The 18914-nt window shown below is 71.2% G+C and carries 23 protein-coding genes; 16 read left to right on the top strand and 7 right to left on the bottom strand.

Translation table 11 applies throughout. The annotated features are described in order from the left end of the window. Positions 1 to 68: 68 nt before the first annotated feature. Positions 69 to 431 carry a thioredoxin gene (gene trxA, locus Pflav_RS30710; protein ID WP_173040222.1) on the bottom strand — a complete coding sequence of 121 codons (363 nt, stop codon included), beginning with the start codon at positions 429 to 431 and terminating at the stop codon, positions 69 to 71. Positions 432 to 1048: 617 nt separating this feature from the next. Between trxA and Pflav_RS30705 the strand changes: the two genes are divergently transcribed. The 10 genes from Pflav_RS30705 (at position 1049) to Pflav_RS30660 (ending at position 8711) form a co-directional block, all read left to right on the top strand. Next, the gene (locus tag Pflav_RS30705) at positions 1049 to 1573 is read left to right on the top strand and encodes a hypothetical protein (protein ID WP_173040220.1); all 525 of its coding nucleotides are present in this window, start codon (positions 1049 to 1051) and stop codon (positions 1571 to 1573) included. Between the two features lie 53 nt (positions 1574 to 1626). Continuing rightward, the gene (locus Pflav_RS30700; RefSeq protein WP_415624347.1) at positions 1627 to 2310 is read left to right on the top strand and encodes a TrmH family RNA methyltransferase; all 684 of its coding nucleotides are present in this window, start codon (positions 1627 to 1629) and stop codon (positions 2308 to 2310) included. Between the two features lie 16 nt (positions 2311 to 2326). Beyond that, on the top strand, positions 2327 to 3016 hold the full coding sequence (locus Pflav_RS30695) for a DUF6758 family protein (protein ID WP_332107804.1): 690 nt from the start codon (positions 2327 to 2329) through the stop codon (positions 3014 to 3016). A 106-nt stretch (positions 3017 to 3122) separates the two neighbouring features. After that, a complete protein-coding gene (locus Pflav_RS30690) occupies positions 3123 to 3281 on the top strand; it encodes a hypothetical protein (RefSeq protein ID WP_173040216.1) in 159 nt (52 codons plus the stop codon). Between the two features lie 6 nt (positions 3282 to 3287). Continuing rightward, positions 3288 to 4136 (top strand): PH domain-containing protein, encoded by an 849-nt coding sequence (locus tag Pflav_RS30685; protein ID WP_173040213.1) that lies wholly within the window; start codon positions 3288 to 3290, stop codon positions 4134 to 4136. Between the two features lie 126 nt (positions 4137 to 4262). Then, the gene (locus Pflav_RS30680; protein WP_232072108.1) at positions 4263 to 4958 is read left to right on the top strand and encodes a SigE family RNA polymerase sigma factor; all 696 of its coding nucleotides are present in this window, start codon (positions 4263 to 4265) and stop codon (positions 4956 to 4958) included. 50 nt (positions 4959 to 5008) lie between these two features. Next, the gene (locus Pflav_RS30675; RefSeq protein WP_232072106.1) at positions 5009 to 6247 is read left to right on the top strand and encodes a hypothetical protein; all 1239 of its coding nucleotides are present in this window, start codon (positions 5009 to 5011) and stop codon (positions 6245 to 6247) included. Continuing rightward, positions 6247 to 7098: a PHP domain-containing protein gene (locus tag Pflav_RS30670; RefSeq protein ID WP_173040209.1), complete on the top strand. Its 852-nt coding sequence runs from the start codon at positions 6247 to 6249 to the stop codon at positions 7096 to 7098. The genes Pflav_RS30675 and Pflav_RS30670 overlap by 1 nt, the downstream gene beginning before the upstream one ends. A 21-nt stretch (positions 7099 to 7119) precedes the next feature. Further along, entirely contained in the window at positions 7120 to 7734 is a 615-nt protein-coding gene (locus Pflav_RS30665; RefSeq protein ID WP_173040207.1) for a MarC family protein, read from the top strand. 134 nt (positions 7735 to 7868) lie between these two features. Further along, the gene (locus Pflav_RS30660; protein WP_232072760.1) at positions 7869 to 8711 is read left to right on the top strand and encodes a RecB family exonuclease; all 843 of its coding nucleotides are present in this window, start codon (positions 7869 to 7871) and stop codon (positions 8709 to 8711) included. Between the two features lie 942 nt (positions 8712 to 9653). On the opposite strand, the gene Pflav_RS30655 is transcribed toward Pflav_RS30660, so the two are convergent. The 4 genes from Pflav_RS30655 to Pflav_RS30640 are packed head-to-tail and all read right to left on the bottom strand — an operon-like array spanning position 9654 to position 12139. Next, positions 9654 to 10403 carry a class I SAM-dependent DNA methyltransferase gene (locus Pflav_RS30655; RefSeq protein ID WP_173040205.1) on the bottom strand — a complete coding sequence of 250 codons (750 nt, stop codon included), beginning with the start codon at positions 10401 to 10403 and terminating at the stop codon, positions 9654 to 9656. A gap of 48 nt (positions 10404 to 10451) precedes the next feature. Further along, a complete protein-coding gene (locus Pflav_RS30650; protein WP_173040203.1) occupies positions 10452 to 11297 on the bottom strand; it encodes an oxygenase MpaB family protein in 846 nt (281 codons plus the stop codon). Next, the gene (locus Pflav_RS30645; RefSeq protein ID WP_173040201.1) at positions 11287 to 11712 is read right to left on the bottom strand and encodes a Fur family transcriptional regulator; all 426 of its coding nucleotides are present in this window, start codon (positions 11710 to 11712) and stop codon (positions 11287 to 11289) included. The genes Pflav_RS30650 and Pflav_RS30645 overlap by 11 nt, the downstream gene beginning before the upstream one ends. Before the next feature lie 58 nt (positions 11713 to 11770). Continuing rightward, positions 11771 to 12139, bottom strand: a complete 369-nt coding sequence (locus tag Pflav_RS30640; protein WP_232072104.1) for a hypothetical protein — start codon at positions 12137 to 12139, stop codon at positions 11771 to 11773. A 20-nt stretch (positions 12140 to 12159) separates the two neighbouring features. Here Pflav_RS30640 and Pflav_RS30635 point away from each other — a divergent pair, with 20 nt between their 5' ends. Next, the gene (locus tag Pflav_RS30635) at positions 12160 to 12333 is read left to right on the top strand and encodes a hypothetical protein (protein WP_173032656.1); all 174 of its coding nucleotides are present in this window, start codon (positions 12160 to 12162) and stop codon (positions 12331 to 12333) included. A gap of 12 nt (positions 12334 to 12345) precedes the next feature. Here the strand turns inward: Pflav_RS30635 and Pflav_RS30630 are convergent, their stop codons facing one another. Beyond that, positions 12346 to 12822: a flagellar biosynthesis protein FlgA gene (locus Pflav_RS30630; RefSeq protein ID WP_173040199.1), complete on the bottom strand. Its 477-nt coding sequence runs from the start codon at positions 12820 to 12822 to the stop codon at positions 12346 to 12348. Between the two features lie 130 nt (positions 12823 to 12952). On the opposite strand from Pflav_RS30630, the gene Pflav_RS46450 reads away from it, so the two are divergent. Continuing rightward, the gene (locus Pflav_RS46450; protein ID WP_232072833.1) at positions 12953 to 13120 is read left to right on the top strand and encodes a hypothetical protein; all 168 of its coding nucleotides are present in this window, start codon (positions 12953 to 12955) and stop codon (positions 13118 to 13120) included. A gap of 228 nt (positions 13121 to 13348) precedes the next feature. Here Pflav_RS46450 and Pflav_RS30620 read toward each other — a convergent pair whose 3' ends face one another. Beyond that, on the bottom strand, positions 13349 to 13951 hold the full coding sequence (locus Pflav_RS30620; protein WP_173040195.1) for a 5-formyltetrahydrofolate cyclo-ligase: 603 nt from the start codon (positions 13949 to 13951) through the stop codon (positions 13349 to 13351). Positions 13952 to 14017: 66 nt separating this feature from the next. Here Pflav_RS30620 and Pflav_RS30615 point away from each other — a divergent pair, with 66 nt between their 5' ends. The 4 genes from Pflav_RS30615 to Pflav_RS30600 are packed head-to-tail and all read left to right on the top strand — an operon-like array spanning position 14018 to position 18908. Then, positions 14018 to 16063 carry a GGDEF domain-containing protein gene (locus tag Pflav_RS30615; protein ID WP_173040193.1) on the top strand — a complete coding sequence of 682 codons (2046 nt, stop codon included), beginning with the start codon at positions 14018 to 14020 and terminating at the stop codon, positions 16061 to 16063. 9 nt (positions 16064 to 16072) lie between these two features. Continuing rightward, a complete protein-coding gene (locus Pflav_RS30610) occupies positions 16073 to 17002 on the top strand; it encodes a UTP--glucose-1-phosphate uridylyltransferase (protein WP_173040191.1) in 930 nt (309 codons plus the stop codon). Continuing rightward, positions 16999 to 18282 (top strand): molybdopterin molybdotransferase MoeA, encoded by a 1284-nt coding sequence (locus tag Pflav_RS30605; protein ID WP_173040189.1) that lies wholly within the window; start codon positions 16999 to 17001, stop codon positions 18280 to 18282. Before Pflav_RS30610 ends, Pflav_RS30605 begins: the two co-directional genes overlap by 4 nt. After that, positions 18279 to 18908: a GNAT family N-acetyltransferase gene (locus Pflav_RS30600; RefSeq protein ID WP_173040187.1), complete on the top strand. Its 630-nt coding sequence runs from the start codon at positions 18279 to 18281 to the stop codon at positions 18906 to 18908. The genes Pflav_RS30605 and Pflav_RS30600 overlap by 4 nt, the downstream gene beginning before the upstream one ends. The last annotated feature ends 6 nt before the right edge of the window (positions 18909 to 18914 follow it).

Below are 18914 nucleotides of genomic sequence, written 5' to 3'. Positions count from 1 at the left end.
GCGTACCCGCATGAGCAAGGGCGCCCCTCAACGGTGCGGGGCGCCCTCTGCGGTGCGGGAAAGGCTTGTCAGTGGTTGTGCGCGGCGAGCTTCTTGCGGACGTCGTCCATGTCGAGCCCCTGCACCTGCTCGATCAGCGACTCGAGCGCCGACTCGGGCAGCGCACCGGGCTGCGCGAACACGATCACGCCGTCGCGGATGGCCATGATGGTCGGAATCGACCGGATCTCGAACTTGGCCGCGAGCTCCTGCTGCGCCTCGGTGTCGACCTTGCCGAACACGATGTCTTGGTGCTTTTCCGAGGAGCGCTCGTAGATCGGCGCGAACCGGACACAGGGACCACACCAGCTGGCCCAGAAATCGACCAGTACGGTGCCGTCCTTGCTGGTCACCTCGTCGAAGTTCGTCGTGGTCAGCTCAACGGTCGCCATTTGATCTCTCCGATCACAGGGATGTCGCCTACGGGTACTGAAACCTAGCGAGGCGGGCCTGCATTCCCGTCGAACCGGACACCCGGCGCGGCGTGGCGGGTCTCACCAGGGGTTATGTCAGCGACCTGCCGGGCCCGTCCGAACAGTGACCAACGGCGATGATCGGAGCGTCACCGATGGTGATGGGAGCGATCCCACGGATTTACCTGACCGTAACACAGAAAACCTTCGAACGTCCTGGCTGGTGTAGCCGGTGGAGATCGACAACGCTGGGTGGTAAGTCACTCGTCCTTCACTAACTGTAATGTCACAAAGGTATAACTGTGACCTCCGTCTCCCCCTGAAACCTTTCGTCAGTGCGAGTTGCACGGCAAAATCGACTCATCAAAGCGTGGGCGGCGGGTGCCGGGGAGGGCCCCGCCGCTCATTGCGTCCGGGGTCAGTTTCGAAACGGCGCCGAGCCCCCAGGGGCCCGCCATCCCGCGGTGCTCGGCGGTGCCGACCCGGACCGGCCCAGCTTCCCCGAAGCGAAGATCTGAAACCTCCGACACGCAGGCCTGCACCGCAAGCCACGCATCGCCGCAAAACTGGGCATATGCTGACCTCGGGAGGTCGCTATGCCGAACCAGTCCGCAGACCAACCTTCTCCAGGCACCGCCGGCCAGGTCGCCGCGATGGCGTTCGCACCGGGCGAGTGGGAGCTGCTGACCCACCTGCCCGCGCGGGTGATCGTGGCAGCCACATCCGCCGAGCCGGACGGCGCCCGCCGTACGGTCGCTGAAGGCCTCGCCGGGCTCGACGCGATCGCCGCCGGGCGGGCGTTCGACAGTGATCTGGTCCGGGCCGTCGTTTCCGCCATCTACGCCGAGGCCGACGACGATCGGCCCACGGCGGAGGAGTTCACCGACCGGGCCGCTGGCTTCGCCGAGGTGCTGGAAGCCTGCCGCCGGGCGACCGGGGTGCTGGCCGCCCGGGCCGACCCGGCCGATTCGGCGGCATATCGCCAGTGGGTGCAGTCGGTGGCCGCGCGGGTCTGCGGCGCGGCCCGCTTCGGCGATCTGCTGGGGCTCGGCGGTGAGCAGGTCAGCGAGGCCGAGCGGCGGTTCCTCGACGACCTGGCGCGCGCTCTCGCCCTGCGCTGAGGGCATCGGCCCGCCCGCCGCTTTGGGCGGCCGGGCGTAGGCCGTACCCTCTGATGACCGTGAGTGGCGATGAGATTGAGGTCGGCGTCGGGCCGTGGCCAGGTGAGTGGCCGGCCGATCCGCGCTTTGACCCTGAGCTGCTCGCGCAGGGTGACCGGCGCAACGTGGTCGACCGCTACCGGTACTGGCGGCGCGAGGCGGTCGTGGCCGATCTCGACGAGCGGCGGCACGACTTCCACGTGGCGATCGAAAACTGGCAGCACGATCTCAACATCGGCACTGTCGTGCGCAACGCCAACGCGTTTCTGGCCGCGGAGGTCCACATCGTCGGGCGGCGCCGGTGGAACCGGCGGGGCGCAATGGTGACTGACCGTTACCAGCATGTACGGCACCACGAGACGATCGAAGAGTTCGTCGCCTGGGCGCATGTGCAGGAACTGCCGGTGGTGGGTATCGACAACCTGCCCGGTGCGCACCCGATGGAGGCGGTGACGCTGCCGCGGCGGTGTGTGCTGCTTTTCGGCCAGGAGGGACCGGGGCTCTCGGACGTCGCGCGAGCCTCCTGCGACGAGGTCTTCTCGATTGCTCAGTATGGCTCCACCCGCTCGATCAACGCGGGCGTGGCCAGCGGAATCGCCATGCACGCCTGGATCCGCGCGCACGCCGGCCCACCCCCGCCGGAGGCCCCGCCAGCCTCTGAAGACCTTGACGGGAAGGCGGTGCGGCCCGCAGGGTAGGGAGGTGGGCATTGAGATGAGTTGCCCGAGATGTGGCGGTCCGGTGCGACCGCCAGACCTGATGCACACCGACTGGCGCTGCGACGAAGACGGCCCGGTGCCACCGCTGCACGTCGCCGAGCACGTGGGCGCCGACATCGTGGCGGGCGTGCTTGCCGCGGTCGAAAAGGCGCAGGAGGCGAGCGGCCGGCCACCGGTCCCGGCGTGGTGCCCCTGGCCGCTGCCGCCGGGCTGGACGATGACCGGGGTGGCCTGGGCCGGTGACGACCGCACGGGCGTGCGCGCCACAGCTGTGGCCTGTAGCGGGCCGTCCCCACTGCGTGGCGGGCCGGCCGATCTGGTGTTCGTGGCGGAGGAGCCGGGCGTCGGGCTGGGCAACCGGTTCGGCGGCCTTCCGGGCCCGGATCCGGGTGCGCTGATCGCCGACGCGCTGGGCGACGAGGGCTCGCCCGGGGGTGACCACGGTGGACCTCACGCGAAGATCAAAGTGGGCGGTCATCCGACTCCACTTTGGTCTGTGAAGTCGCCGACGGATCGGTGCGCCTACGCTGGGGAAGCCAGGGGGATGTGGCTGTATGCGATAGCCTGGCCGGCGAGCGCGGGTTACCTCCTCGCGGAGCATGTCGTGCTGCACGACATCTCCGAGTGGTTGCCGCCCGAGCTTGTGTACGGCGCACCTTCGCCGTACTTGCACGGGAGAGCGTGAGCGCGTTTTCCAGTGGACTTGGATCAACACGTAATGACGCTCGACTGATACTCTGGGTACTGCCGACACCGGCTCGGCGGCTGCAGTGCGGAGGGACGGCCCTGCAATGATCAAGAAGATCTTCCTCTGGGGTGGAGTCGCGTTCCTGCTGTTTTTCATCGCGTACCGGCCTGATTCAGCGGCGGACGTGTTCCAGGCTCTGGGCAGCACGGCCGCCGACATTGCACAAGGCCTTGGCGACTTCGTAACCAGCCTGATCGCATAGTCACTCATGGGCAGCGCACCGGGCGGACCCCCCGACGACCCTGACGAGCCCGAACGACTGCGTCGCCAGCGCGACACGGAGCCCATCCCGCGTACGCGGGGTGACGGTCCCGGCTACGGCGAGGACGCGGCGTATTCCCGAGGGGCCTCCTATTCGGACGGCACGGCCTACTCCGAGGGTGCGGACTACGGGGAGAGTGGGCGCGGGAGCTACCTGCCGCCCGAGTTCTCCGAGGACGAGCTGGCCGGCCTGCGGGTCGATGCCGCCGGTATGCCGATCGGGCCGCGGCGCGTGCTGCCGTTGGAGGACGAGCCCAGCTCGCTGGTCGCCCGATACCTTTTCCCTACGGAGCGTTACCGTGGGGAGTGGAAGCGGCACTGGATCCACCTGACCACGCCGCTGCTGATCGGCACCGTCGCGACGTTCGCGCTCGGCTACCTGTCCGGCTTCCTCGCCCGGCAGGATGTCAACGGCCTCACCACGGCCGCGGTCATCCTCTGGTTCGCCGTGATGGGCTGGGTCACGTGGCAGATCGGTGACTGGTATTTCGACCGGTTCATCCTGACCAACAAGCGGGTCATGGTGGTCAACGGCATCGTCACCCGCAAGGTCGGCATGATGCCGCTACTGCGCGTCACCGACATGAAGTACGAGCAATCCCCGCTCGGCCGCCTGCTCAACTACGGCACGTTCGTGCTGGAGTCGGCCGGCCAGGACCAGGCGCTTCGCGAGGTCAAGCACCTGCCCAACCCCAATGAGCTCTATCTCCGCGTCGTCGAGGAGATGTACGAGCCGCAGGCTGTCGAGGCGCGCCTCGGCAAGGCCGAAGAAAGCCCGGCCGAAGACGGCGCCTGACAGACGCCGCCCCGACCTCCACACTTTCGTTACCGCAGCCGGCGGTGGTTTGCCCGTCCGTGCCATGGCCCTTGTGCAGGGGCTGTGACAACCTTCGGAAGGGCACCTATCACGGGGAGGCGATGAGTGTCGGCCGCCAGGCAGGAAATGGAGGAGGAGTTCCGCGAGTTCGTCGCGGCACGCTCCGCCGCCCTGCTTCGCACGGCCTACCTGCTCGCCGGTGACTGGGCCACCGCCGAAGACCTCCTCCAGACCGCCCTCACCAAGACGTACCTTGCGTGGAAGCGGCTGGGCGAGATCGAGGCCGTGGAGCCGTACGCGCGGCGTGTCCTGGTCAACACCGCGACAAGCTGGTGGCGGCGGCGCTGGCACGGCGAGCGCCCCACCGAGGTCCTCCCCGAGCGGGCGGCCCCCGACCAGATCGAGGAGCAGCTCGAGCGCGACGCTCTGTGGCGGCACGTCAAGGCGCTCCCGGCCCGCCAGCGCGCGGTGCTCGTGCTGCGCTTCTACGAAGACCTGACCGAGGCGCAGACCGCTGCCCTGCTCGACATCTCCACCGGCACGGTGAAGAGCCAGACCTCCCGCGCCCTGAATACTCTGCGGCAGCGGCTCGGCGCCGAGGGCGCCGCCTCGGGGCTGGCGGCCGCCGGCGCGGGGAGTTCGGCGGAAGCGGGTTCCGAGACCCCGGCGCGGACGAAGCGGGTGCCGGCCAGCAGGGCGCCGGAGCCCGGTCCCACTCCCACCCCCACCCGCGCGCGGCCGTCGCAGGTCGTGCCGGCCATGCCGATCCCCGCACCGGCCGCCGGGATGGAGCGCGGGTGATGATGCGCGAGCCGGACAACCTGGGCCCGCCGCCAAGGCGTCCATTGGGCGTGGCATCGGACGATCTGGAGCGGGCACTGCGGGAGACCCTGGCGCGGGCCGCAGACCCGGGGCACGCGGTGGGCCGGTACGACCCGGCCGGCCGCGCGATCGGCAAGGGGCGCGTCATCGACCGGCGCCGTTCGATCGTGGGCGCCGCCCTGCTCGTCGCCGCCACGGCTGCCGCCACCGCCGGCGTCGTCCAGCTCAACCCCGACAACCAGCGCTACGCGGGGCCCGCCTGGGTCGACGAGCCGCCCCCGGAGATCGTCCAGTCACTGCCGGCGATCGAGCCGACCACGGCCGTCCCGGTCCCGAACGGCACCATTGGTCTCGACAAGATGTCCGCCACCGACGTGCCGGTCGACCTTGTGGTCGCCAGCCAGTTGCGCACGACGACCGGCACCGCGATCACGCTGCCCCAGGTCGGCACCGTCACGCAGACGCACCAGGCCACCAAGGGCTGGCTCGTCGTCGGCGTCCCACCGTCCGGCGGCTCCACGCTCTGGTATGTGGCGTCCGACGGCTCCTCCGTCCAGGTGCTCCACGCGGTCGACGCGGTGGTGCTGGCGCCCGACGGCCGCCGGGTGGCCTGGCGGGACAGCGCGCGGCTGTTCAGCGCGATCGTCGACCAGGGCACGCTCAAGGACGCCACCCAGGCCTCCGCGCCGGCGGAAGGGCTTCCGGTGAGCTTCGTCGGGCACGGCGTGGTCATGGAGCGCGGTGCCTCCGGAGCCGAGCGGGCCGGTTTCGACGTGTGGTGGCCCCGGCGCGGCACGCCGTACAAGCCGGCGTGGAAGGCGAGCACCTCCGAGATCTACGGGCCGCTGCCCGACGGCCGTACCGTCGTCGGCCAGGTCTCCGCCGAGACGGGCGACCGTCCGTGCCTCGCCCTCCTCGACGCGGTCAACGCGCTGAACGTGCTCAAGACGGCCTGCACGCTCCAGCTCAACGCAAGCGGCCTCGGCACTGTCTCGCCCGACGGCCACTGGCTGGTGGCCGATGGCGGCGGGCGGGCGCGGCTTGTCGACCTGCGCCTGGTCTTCGAGGGCAAGGCCGGTGCCGCCGATGCCGGTCCTGAGCTGAGCGACCAGGCAGCCTGGGCCGGCGGCAGCACGCTTGTGCACGTCTCCCGCGACGGCGACCTCATGCGGGTCAAGGCGGGCCGGGAGCCGAAGGTCGAAGAGGTCCCGGTGTCCGGCGTGGGTACCAACGACAGGCTGCTTGTGGTGGACCCCATGCTTGTCTGATGCGCATCGACCTGCACGCCCACTCCGCCGCCAGCGATGGCACCCTCACCCCGGCCGAGTTGATCGCCGCTGGTGCTGCCGCTGGGCTGGACGTACTCGCGATCACCGATCACGACACCACGGCCGGCTGGGTGCCGGCTGCGGAGGCTCGGCCCGACGGCCTCGCGCTGGTGCGTGGCGCCGAGCTTTCCTGCCAGTGGAACGGCCAGTCGCCGGCGATCCCGCTGCATCTGCTCGCGTACCTCTTCGACCCCACCGTGCCGCCCCTGGTGACCGAGATGGCCCGGGTGCGGCGCAGCCGCGAGGAGCGGGCACAGCGCATCGTCGAGCGGTTGCGCGTGGACGGGTTCGGCGTGACCTGGGACGAGGTACGCGAGTACGCCGGCGGCGGCACCGTCGGGCGGCCGCACATCGCGCAGGCACTGATCCGGGCCGGACTTGTGGCCGATACAGACGAGGCCTTCGAGGACCAGTGGCTGGGCCAGCGCTACCGGGTGCCCAGAGAGGACACGGACGTCTTCACGGCGGTACGGCTGGTGCGCGAGGCGGGCGGCGTACCCGTGTTCGCCCACCCCAAGGCGACCAAGCGCGGCGCGGTGGTGCCCGACTCGATGATCGTGGAGCTGGCGGCGGCCGGCCTCTTTGGCCTGGAAGCCGACCACGAGGCACACTCGCCCGCCGAGCGCGACCACGTGCGCGGGCTCGCCGCGGACCTCGGGCTGGTGGCCACCGGCTCCTCCGACTTTCATGGCGCGCACAAGCAGGTCAAGCTCGGCGCGTTCACCACGGAGACGGCGGCCTACGAGGCGATCATCGCGGCCGCCACGGGCGTACCTGTACTAGGGCCTTGATCGGTCCTCTAGCGTGACCATGTGGATCTCAAGCTGTTCGGCGAGGTGTTCGTCACCCTCATCGTGATCATGGATCCGCCGGGCATGGTGCCGATCTTTCTCGCCCTCACCGGCACCCTCGCCGCCCGCGAGCGCAACCGGGCCGGTACCCAGGCCGTCGCCCTCGCGTTCGGGGTGATCGTGGTCTTCGCGGTGGCCGGCCAGAACCTGCTCGACTACCTCCACGTCGACCTGCCCGCGCTCCAGGGCGCCGGCGGCCTCCTGCTGATCCTGATCGCGCTGGAGCTGCTCACCGGCCGCACCGGCGACCCCAACCAGCAGGTCACCTCCAACATCGCCCTGGTACCGCTGGGTACGCCGCTGCTCGCCGGTCCGGGCGCGATCGTGGCGACGATGCTCTTCGTCCAGCGGTCGGACGGCGCGGCCGACTACGTCGCGGTAGCGGTCGGGATCGTCGCGGCAATGGCCGTGGTGTGGCTGGTGCTGCGCTTCTCCGGTGGCATCGTCAAGGTGCTCCGGCCGAGCGGCATCGAGGTGCTGACCCGCATCGCGGGCCTGCTGCTGGCCGCGATCGCGGTACAGCTGATCGCCGACGCGGTGGCCGCTTTCGTGCAGGAGTACACGAACGGCGGGTGATGTCCCGCCGTGGCGGGCGGCGCGATGTCGTACAGCGGTGGGAGGATCGTCGGGTGCGTAGGGCATATTCCGCGACCCCGCGTCCGCGCGGCGGTGCCGGCCGGTCAGAGCCGGAGCAGCTCGGCTTCGAGGGCATGCCGGAGCGACTTTTCGTCTGTACGCCCAGCAAGCTCGGCTCCTACGAGGACTGCCCGCGCCGCTATCGGTATTCCTATGTAGACCGTCCGACCCCGCCGAAGGGTCCGCCCTGGGCGCACAACTCGCTCGGCGCCAGCGTGCACACCGCCCTGCGCAACTGGTTCGCGCTGCCGGTCGACCGCCGTCGCCCCGAGGCGCTGCCCACGCTGCTGAAGGGCACGTGGGTGCGCGAGGGCTACCGCGACGAGGCCCAGGAGCGGCTCGCCTTCCGCCGGGCGCTGGAGTGGCTCGAGTCCTATGTGGAGACGCTGGACCCGGCCACCGAGCCGCTCGGGGTCGAGCGCGTGGTGGCCGTGAAGACGTCGGTGCTGGCGTTCAACGGCCGTGCCGACCGCATCGACTCCCGCCCCGGGCCCGATGGACCCGAGCTGGCGATCGTCGACTACAAGACTGGCCGCACCGGCCTCGACTCCGACGACGCCCGCGGCTCCCAGGCCCTCGCGCTGTATGCGTACGCGGCCGAGCGGGTCTTCCGCCGCCCGTGCCGCACGGTCGAGCTGCACCACCTGCCCTCCGGCACCGTGGCCGCGCACGAGCACACGCCGGAGTCGCTGGCCCGGCAGGTCGCCCGCGCGGAAGACACCGCCCGCGACATCGTCGCCGCTGAGCGGTCGGTCGCCGAGGGCGGCGACCCCGACGAGGCCTTCCCGACGTCGCCCGGCCCGATCTGCACCTGGTGCGACTTCCGCAAGAGCTGCCCGGCCGGCGCCGAGGCCCCGACCAAGGAGCCCTGGGCCGCCGTCGAGCGCGTGCTGACCCCGGCGGTCGACGACGCCTAGAGAGCTTTGGGTTCAAATTGGCCCCGGGCTCGTGCCTCGGATAAAGATCCAAAACCAAGGAGATTGAGCTACCGCGACGTTCGTCGTGGTTCGGACCGTTGCTCCCGCAGCCTCACCCTTCGCGATCGGCAAGCTCACCCCCAGGGGTCGTGGTCGGCTGATCCGAGGGCTTGCCGCCGGGTCTGCGGTCCAAGCCCCGACGTTGGCCTCGCTGCGCGGTTGGGCGCGTAGACGTGGCAGCTCGACAGCTGCGCACGTCACCAATGCCGGCGTCCAGCGGTGCGTCGACCGACGCTGTGGTGGTCTCGACCGAGAAGCACGCGCCGCTGGCGCCCGGCAGCGGCTGCGCGATGGAGACGGACAGCGGCGCGGTGCGGCCGGTGGTGGGCCAGCCTCCCGGCCACCGGCACGGTCCTCAGGGTGTCGCGGCCGAGTGCCTCTCGAGCTGGGCGCATCGATGCGCCCAGCACCCTGGCGGCAAGGGGTCCGCGTCCGAAGTCAAGGTTGTGTCGTGGTTCTGTGGCTGGGCGCGACCACGCGCCCAGCTCGACAGCTCGCGAAATGAGGACCCGGGTTGGGCTTGGACCGCCGACCCGGCAGGCTTCACAGCCGGGTGCTGGCGGCCCTACGGCGACCCAGAAACCTGGTTCCCTTGATCCGCACGATGAGGTCGGAGCAACCCGGCGATCGTGGTACTCAACTGCTGCCATAGGCGCAGCGAAATACCACGATCCGTCGGATCGTGCTCAAGATCGGCCAGTGCTGCTCATTGCGCGGGGGCCGGCCATGCCGGCGGGTGGGATCGTGAACCGCGGAGGGTGAGGCCGCGGGAGCAGCGGTCCGGACCACAGCGGACGTCGCGGTAGCTCAAATCTCCATTTTTGTGAAGTTTCTGCGACCGCCAATGTGGACAGGCCCGATGGCCCCGAGCCCGAAAGATCTTTAGAGGCGGTAGACCGAGACGTGCGAGCGCGAGTCCTCGGTGAACTCGGCGCCGGACCAGTCGGCGTGCCGGCTCTCCAGCTCGAAGCCGGCCAGCTGGCCCATCAGGTCGAGCTCGGCGGGCCAGATGTAGCGGTGCGGGCTGCGGGTCAGCCGGGCCTCCTTGCCTGCGCCGTACCTGACGTGGTGCGAGACCACGTGCTGGCGCAGCACGTCGTAGGTGTCGAGGCCGATGTACCCCGGCTCGATCTGCCAGACGACGGCCTCCTGGCCCGGCGGGAGCTTGCGCAGCTCGGGCACCCACAGCTCGATCACGAAGCGGCCACCGGGCGCGAGGTGGCGGGCGGCATTGCGGAAGCAGGCGACCTGTGCGGCCTGGTCGAGCAGGTTGGAGATGGTGTTGAAGACGAGATAGACGAGTGTGTACTCGCCCGGGGCGACCGTGGTGGTCATGTCGCCGACGATGACCGGGAGTGCCGTCTCGTCCACCTTTGTGCGTAGGCGGTCGACCATCGGGCGGGACAGCTCGATGCCGGTGACCGGCACTCCCCGCTCGGCGAGTGGGACGCCCACCCGGCCCGTGCCGATCGCGAACTCCAGCGCCCGCCCGTCGCCTGCGAGCTCGGCCAGGCGGTCGACGGTCGGCCCCAGCACCTGCGCCGCGAACATGCCGCTGCCGGGCGTGTCGTACCTCTGGGCGGCCTCGACGTCCCAGAGGTCCTCCTGCCGCCAGATCTCCTCTTGCCGCATGCGGCCCACGATGGTCCTGACGGCCCGCGCCGTCCAACGATTTTGGGCTCAGCTGGCGACGAGGTCGGCGGCCTGCCGGGCGCGGGCGGCACGTTCCATGGCGCCTTTGTGGATCGGGCCGCTGCGGTAGCGCTTGGGCAGCGCGGACAGCAGCAGCCGCAGCCCGCGCACGGATACGTCGGCCGAGACGTCGGCAAGGGGCAGGCCGAGCGCGCCGTACATCCGGCGGGCCCAGGGCGGGAGCAGCGAAAACGCCGTGGCGGCGACACCCATGTACGCGAGGCGAACCGGGGTAAGGCCCAGCCGCCACGGGAGCGGCGGGTGGCTGAGGAACAGGAAGGTCTCGGCGCCAGCCTTGGTCATGCCCAGCTCGGGGCGGACGCGCGCGTAGTACTCGGACACCTCGGCGGCGTTGCCGGGCACCGTGGCGGGGTCGAGGCCCACGAGGGCGGCGGCGCGGCGCTGCTCGGCGTAATACGTATCGATGTCGGCCGCGCTCAGCGGCACGCCCGCGCGGCGGGCCGTGGAGACGAAGGACTCGATCTCGGCGACGTGCACCCAGCGCAGCAGGTCAGGCTCGTCGACCCGAAACGCGGCACCGGTGCTCGGATCGGTGCCGCGCAGCCGAGCGTGCAGCGCGCGCACCCGGCGTCCGGCGGCCTCGGCCTGGGCGGTGGTGCCGTAGATAGTGGTGGCGACGTACTGCGAGGTGCGGACAAGCCGGCCCCAGGGGTCGCTCTTGTAGTCGGAGTTTTGCACCACGGCCGCCACGGCCAGGGGGTGCAGAGCCTGGAGGTAGAGCGAGCGCAGGCCGGCGACGAAGAGGATGGGCTCCTCGTGCACCCGCCAACTCACCGAGTCAGGGCCGAAGAGCCCGAGATCCTCAGATGTCATCGGTCTTGCGGGACTGGCAGGCCGGGCACAGCCCCCAGAATGTGACCTCCGCCTCGTCAATCTCGAAGCCGTGCGAGACGTTGGGGTCGAGGCACGGGGCCTCACCGACGGCGCAGTCGATGTCGGCCACCTCGCCGCAGCCGCGGCAGACGACGTGGTGGTGGTTGTCACCGGCGCGGGCCTCGTAGCGGGCGGGGCTGCCGGCCGGCTCGAGCCGCCGGGCGAGGCCAGCGCGAGAGAGGGCACCGAGCACGTCGTAGACCGCCTGGGTGGAGACGGAGTCGAGGCGGGTGCGCACCCGCCGGGCGATCTCGTCGACCTCAAGGTGGCCGCCACCGGCGAGGACATCAAGGACGGCGAGACGCGGTCGGGTCACCCGCAGGCCGCGTGACCGCAGCAGCTCTTCGCCGTGCATCTAGCAATAACAGCACGCGAATCGGCCACCAGCAAGGCATACGGAACCTGGATGAACCTCAGAACAGCACTCGCGAGCAGAGCAGGCAGATGACCACCACGAGCACGGCGGCGGCGATCATGCCGATGCCGTACGTCAGCGTGCGTGCGTTCCGCTCCTCTTCCTCGATCCCCGCATCGTCCTGCCGGGGAGCTCGCGCGGCGCGGACGGCTGAAGGACGACCGGCGGGCGCCATCCCCTCGGCGGCGGTGCGCTCGGCGGCGGCCCGGGGTACGGCTGTGCGGGCGGCTCGGCGGGAGGCGGCTCGGGCGGGGATGGGGCGCCATCTGCCGGCCGCCGCCAGAACTCGTCGTCGGCCGGACCGCCGTTGCGGGTCGTCACGCTCACTGACGCTATCAACGCCAACCTGTCCCCCGCGGTTAACCATGCCTCGGTACGCTGCTTTCCGTGAACGGGGCGGAAGACCTGCGCGAAGATCAAGACCGCATGGTCGACCTTGACGAGGACGACCTCCCGGTGCTGCCGGACCAGACCCGCGACGACACCGATCGCGGGTGGGGTGACTTGTCGTATTCGAACGACGACCGACTCCTGGAGGACCGGCCGCCCCACTGGGACTGATCACTGACCTGTTCACTTCGGTCGCACCATTACGCCGAAGCGGGTGCCCTCGGGCAGGCCGACGATCGAGCGAGCCCGCTCCGGGTCGAGCCCCAGGAGTATCGCCCCGTCGGCGCCCACCACACCCAGCACCAGTGCGTCGCGCGCCAGGAGCGTGGAATCGCGGCTAGGCGAAGCCGGCGGTGTGGCGCTGCCCGCCGCCAGCAGGTCGACCCGATCTCCAGGGTGGACCAGCGCCAGCACCGCGGGCTCGGTAAGCCGCACCGGCACGCCGACCGCGCCCGGCGGCACCGCGAGGCGCCCGCTGGCATCGACGGACGGTGCCGGAGCGGCGGCGGTCGGCGGTGGCGCGCAGGAGGGCGCCGGGTCGCGGGCGAAGAGCGCGGCGAGCGCGGTCAGCAGAAACGTGGCGATCAGCCCGGTGCGCAGCAGCGTGCGGCCGCGCGGCAGCCGAGGCCGGCGTACGGGGTCGAGGGTGGGCTCCCGCATGGCCCAGGACGGTAGGCCCCGGGCGGGGTAGCCCGATCGCGCCGGACAGGCGCCTGTGGATAACCGGTCCGGGTGTGGATAACACCCGGGCACCCGGTGGATCTGCTAGGAGGTCGCCGCCGCGGCGGGCTTGCTGGCTGAGCTGGACGAAGACGTCGAGGACGACGACTTCTCCGACGACGAGCTCGAAGACGAGGTCGACGAGGACGAGGTCGAGGAAGACGACGTGTCCGAAGACGTCGAGGTCGACGACGAGTCAGCGGACTTGTCGGACGAGGAGCGGGAGTCGGTGCGGTAGAAGCCCGAGCCCTTGAACACGATGCCGACGGAGTTGAAGAGCTTGCGGAGCCGGCCCTCGCACGCCGGGCACTCGGTCAGCGGCTCGTCGGAGAAGGACTGCACCGCCTCGAGCTGGTGGCCGCACGCAGTGCAGGCGTACTGGTAGGTGGGCAACGGATCCTCCGCAGGCTGGCACTCCACTAATCCGAGTGCTAATAATGCGCCACCGACGGCCGTTGCGTCCACCTCAAGCGGGCAACATCACCAGGCCCTCGCTAGGAGTGATTATCGCGTTGACCCGCCGGTCGTGGGGCTCGTCCGGCACCTGCTCGACCACCTCGCCGTCGTGCAACAGCGCTATGACCAGGGTGTCCGGCGACACCCGGCTCAGTGCCCGGTCGTAGGAGCCGCCGCCCCGCCCAAGCCGCGTGCCACGCAGGTCCACGGCCACGGCGGGTACCACCACCATATTCGCGGTGGTTATCCCTTCGGGTCCCAGCCGGCGGCCGCTGGGCTCGCGCAGCCCGTGCGGGCCGGGCGTCAGCGTGTACGGCCCGTGGTAGAGCGCCCAGTCCAGGTCGAGGTCGGGTAGCAGCACCGGCAGTAGCATGCGCCCCTCTGTGCCCAGCATCCCCTCCAGCGCCTCGGGCAGGCCGGGGCCGCCCGGCTCCGGACCGACGGGTACATATGCGGCGACGCAGTTGGGCTCCTCCTGCCGTACCAGGGTGCCAAGCTCAGCCGCGATCCGCGCGGACGCCTCCTCCAGCGTGGAAGCCGGCAGCGCCCGCCGACGGTCGAGCAGCGCGGCCCTGAGGGTCGCCTTTCGCGGAAGATCCGATAAATCCGGCACGCAACACTCCTGCCATAACCCACCTGAGTTAGTCCTTGTGCCAGCATCCCAGTTGAGGAGGCAACTGTGACGCTCCGTGGGCGATTGACAACCGCTTTCCTCGCGGTCGTGCTCGGTCCCGTGCTACTCGGGGCCTTCTTCGTGGGTGCCACCGTGGCGGCGGTGAGCCGGGACCGCTCGGTCGACCGGCTGGCCTTCGCTGCCGCCACCGTCCATTCTTCGGTAGGCGCGCTCTGCCAGCAGCTGCACGCTGTGGCCGACGCCGTCGCCCTACCGCCGACGCCGGAGCAGCGCCTCGCCGTCGCCGACCAGGTCATCGGCCGCAGGCTCGCCACGGTGGTACACGTCGACGGAATGACCACGCCCGGCGGCCCGGCGCGGCCCTGGGCCGACTGCTCCGGCGCTACGCCCGGCGGGTTCCAGGCGCTCGCCGTCCGGGTCGAGCGGCGCGACGCGGCCGGCGTCGTCCTCGGCTCGGTCGAGGTGGCGCAGACCGTCGACACGGCCTTCGTCCGCCGGCTCGCCGACGCCGCGGGCGCGGCGGTGACGCTGCGGGCCGGCCCGACCTACACCACCGAGTCCACCCGCTACCGCGAGGCGGTGGTCCAGGCTGCCCTCGGGGTACGGGGAGACGCCGTCGCCGAGTCCGCGCCCGGCCGCTACGTGCGGCGCATCGACCCCTCGCCCGGCCAGCCGCTGCCGCTCGCCCTGTCGGTACCGCGCAGCGAGCCGGACGGGATCTACGCGGTGCTGATCGGTGCGGTGGTGCTGGCCGGGCTGCTCGCGGTGCTCGCGGCCTGGTGGCTGGCCCGCTCGACCACCCGCCCGCTCGCCGAGCTCGGGCACGCCGCCGACCGGGTGGCCGGTGGCGACCTGGCGGCCCGCGTGCCGGTACGGGCCCGCGACGAGGTGGGGCGGCTGGCCGCCGCGTTCAACCGGATGACCCGCGAGACCCAGTCGTACGTACGGGCGCTCACCGCCAGCCGCGACCAGCTCCGCAACCACCTGGCGGTACTCGGCGACACGCTCTCCAGCACCCACGACCTGCACCGCATTCTCCAGGTGATCTTGCAGACCGCGCTCGCCGCGACAGGTGCGCGGGCCGGCGTGGTGCTGCTTCTCGACCCCGCTGACGGCACGCTCGTCGCCCAGTGCACGGAAGGGCTCGACGAACCCGACCTGCGGGTACCGGTGGGCCGCGGCCTCCTCGGTCTCGTGGCCGCGACCGGCGAGCCGCTGCGCGGGCGGGTCGACCGCGACGGCCCGCCGATGACGGACCAGGAGCCGCGCTGCCTCACGTACGTTGCGCTGCCCTTCGCCAGCCCCACCCGCGGTACGGACCTCGATCCGCCCGCGCTGGGCGTGCTCGCCTTGTACGACCGGCTGGGCTTCGACGAGTTCGACGACGCGGACCTGGTCACGCTCCGGACGTTCGCGGGGCAGGCCGCGGTCGCGGTCGACAACGTGCGGGTACACGAGGAGGCGCAGCGGCTCTCGCTCACCGACCCGTTGACCGGCCTCTGGAACTACCGCTACCTGAAGGAATCCGTACGTCGTGAGGTGGAACGGGCCAGCCGCTTCGGGCGCATGCTCGCGGTGCTCGCGCTCGACCTCGACCGCTTCAAGGAGGTCAACGACACGTACGGGCACGCGGCGGGTGATGCGGTGCTGGCCGAGTTCGCCCGGCGGGTGCGAGCAGAGGTGCGGGAGGTGGACCTCGCGTTCCGGCAGGGGGGTGAAGAGTTCGTGGTACTGCTGCCCGAGACCGATGCGCGGGGCGGCGCGATCGTGGCCCAGCGCCTCGGCGCGGCGATCCGCGACACGCCGGTCGAGTATGGCGAACAATCGATCGGCGTGTCCGTCTCGATCGGCATCGCCGTCTATCCCGACCACGGCGTGACCGGCGCGCAGGTGCTGGATGGGGCCGACGACGCCCTGTACGCGGCGAAAGCGGCCGGTCGCGACACGTACCAGGTCGCGTCGGACGGTGCGCGTCCAGAGTCGCGGGAGCTACCGGTGCCGACCGGCGCGGCACCCCCGGATGACAATCTGCCCCGGGCCGGCGGCGCGTCACCTGGGACTCACCCGCCGCGACAGAGCCGTGGCCGATAGTCTCGCGGCATGTCGGAGCACGCAGCCACCACCCTCCCCTCTGGTCGACGAGCCATCAAGGCGGTCATCCCGGCCGCTGGCCTGGCCACCCGCTTCCTGCCCGCCACCAAGGCGGTGCCCAAGGAACTGCTGCCGGTGGTCGACCGGCCGGTCCTCCAGTACATCGTGGAGGAGGCCGCGGCCGCCGGGATCACAGACGTCCTGCTCATTACCGGGCGGGGCAAGACATCGATGGTCGACCACTTCGACCGCCAGCCGTACCTGGAGTCGCGGCTGGAGGAGAAGGGCGACAAGGAGCGGCTGGCGGCCGTGCGCAAGCCCAGCCAGCTCGCTGACATCTACACCTGCCGCCAGCACGAGCCGCTGGGCCTCGGGCACGCGGTGGGATGCGCCGAGGCGCACGTGGGCGACGAGCCGTTCGCGGTGCTGCTCGGCGACGAGTTCGTCGACCTGGCCGACCCGCTGCTCCCGGCGATGCTGGACCTTCAGGCGCGCACCGGCGGCATCGTGCTGTCCTTCATGGAGGTAGCGCCCGAGGAGACCAAGCGGTACGGCATCGCCTCCGTCATCGACCCGGAGCCGGAGGTCGCCGACATCGGCGAGGTGGTGCGGGTGACCGGCCTGGTGGAAAAGCCATCGCAGGAAGACGCGCCGAGCAACCTTGCGGTGCTCGGGCGGTACGTCCTGCCGGGCGCGATCTTCCAGGCGATCAAGAGCACCGGGCCGGGCAGCGGTGGTGAGATCCAGCTGACCGACGCGATGGCGATGCTGCTGGATCAAGGGACGCCGGTGCACGGCATCGTCTACCGCGGCACCCGCTACGACACCGGCATGCCGCTTGGCTACCTCCAGGCGGTCGTGCAGATCGCGTCCCAGCGAGAGGATCTCGGCGAGGCGTTCACCTCGTGGCTGCGTAACTTTGTGGGGACACGTACATGACATCCACGGCCGATGCCGAGGCGGCCGCTAACGAGCTGACGCCGCTCGCCGACTACCTGGGCAGCGTGCTGCGCAGGTTGCGGCCGCTGCCACCGCTCGACCTCGACCTCACCCAGGCGTATGGGAACGTGCTCGCCCAGGACGTGGTGGCGGCGCACGCCTACCCGGCGTTCGACCAGGCCGCGATCGACGGGTACGCGGCCCGCTGGGAGGACGTCGCCGGCGCCTCCGCGTCGCTCGACGGGGCGCTGCGGGCCAGCGGCGTGCGGCTGAACGTCGTGGGTGACCTCGGTGCGGCAAGCTGGCGGCCGGTGCGGCTCACCGCGGGGACCTGTTTCTCGGTCGCCGCGGGCGCGCCGCTGCCGGCCGCCGCCGACGTCGTGGTGCCGGTGGAGTGGACCGACCAGGGCATGGCCGCCGTCGAGATCTTCCGGGCCCCCAAGCGGGGGTACGGGCTGCGTCGTGCCGGCGAGGAACTGCCCGCCGGCACGCTGCTGGCGCATGCCGGCACGGAGGTCAACCCGGCACTCGTGGCCGTGTTCGCGGCCACCGGCATCGGCCACGTGGTGGTCCGCTCCAGCCCGCGGGTGGTCGTGGTGGCCACCGGCGACGAGCTTGTCGACGTGGGCCGGGCCAGCCAGCCCGGCCAGGTGGTCGACGCCAACTCGCACGCGCTCACCGCCGCGGCGGTCGAGGCCGGCGCGATGGCGTACCGGGTGGGCATCTGCGACGACGACCCCGAGGGGCTGCGGGGGCTTCTCGAGGACCAGACGCTGCGCGCCGACCTGATCGTCACCACCGGCGGTACCGGCAACGGGCCTGGCGACATGGTGCGCCGCATCCTCTCCCGGCGCGACGGCGCGGTGACGTTTCAGGACGTCGCGCTGTATCCCGGAACCACCCTCGGATTCGGTACGGTCGGTGGTGAGGAGGTGCCGATCGTGTGTCTACCGGGTGAACCCGCAGCGGCGCTGATCGGCTTCGAGGTGCTGGCCCGACCCGCGATCCAGTTGCTCGCCGGGGCCGAGCCGGTCTTCCGGCCGAGCGTGCGCGCCCACCTGCTGGAGACGGTCCCGTCGCCGGCGGGGCTGCGCGAGTTCCGGCCGGCTCACGTGGCCGAGCGGCGCGGCGGTGGTTACACGGTGCAGCCACTTCCCGGCGGGCCGTACACGATGTCGGGGCTGGCCGAGGCCAACGGGCTGCTGGTGCTCGGCGAAAAGGTCACCACCGCGACCGCCGGCTCCACTGTGGATGTGCTGTTGCTGGACCGGCGCAGATGATCTTCGCGGTGACGCCGGGGTGGCCGGTCGTTCTTGCCGACGGGCACGTCTCACTGCGCCCCTACCGGCGCTCCGACGCGGGCACCTGGTCCGAGGTGCGGCGCGCCAACCAGGACTGGCTGGCCCCGTGGGAGTCGTCCCCGCCCGGCCCCTGGGACCAGCTCAACTCGCCGGCCGCCTTCCGGTACGTGCACCGCGACCAGCGCCGCTCGGCCCGGCGTGGCGAGAGCATGCCGTTCGCGGTCTGCCTGCGCGGCCACCTGGTCGGCCACCTCAACCTGGGCAACATCGTGCGGCGGGCCTTCTGCTCGGCGTACGTGGGCTACTGGATCGACTCCCGCGTGGCCGGGCAGGGCGTGATCCCGACCGCGCTGGCGCTCGCCGTCGACCATGCGTTCGGCCCGGGCGGGCTGCACCGTCTCGAGGTGAACATCCGGCCGGAAAACAAGCCCTCCCGGCGGGTGGTGGAAAAGCTCGGGTTCCGCGAGGAGGCATACCACCCGCGGTACATGCACATCGACGGCGCCTGGCGTGACCACATCGGGTACGCGTTGACGAGCGAGGAGGTCGCGGCGGACGGCGGCCTGCTGGCGCGGTGGCACCGCCTGCGCGCGACCGCCGCCTGACCCGCC

The organism is Phytohabitans flavus (genome assembly GCF_011764545.1).
Taxonomy (GTDB): Bacteria; Actinomycetota; Actinomycetes; order Mycobacteriales; family Micromonosporaceae; genus Phytohabitans; species Phytohabitans flavus.
The sequence above is the reverse complement of the archived record's forward strand: the minus strand, read 5'-3'. Positions and strand labels throughout refer to the sequence as shown.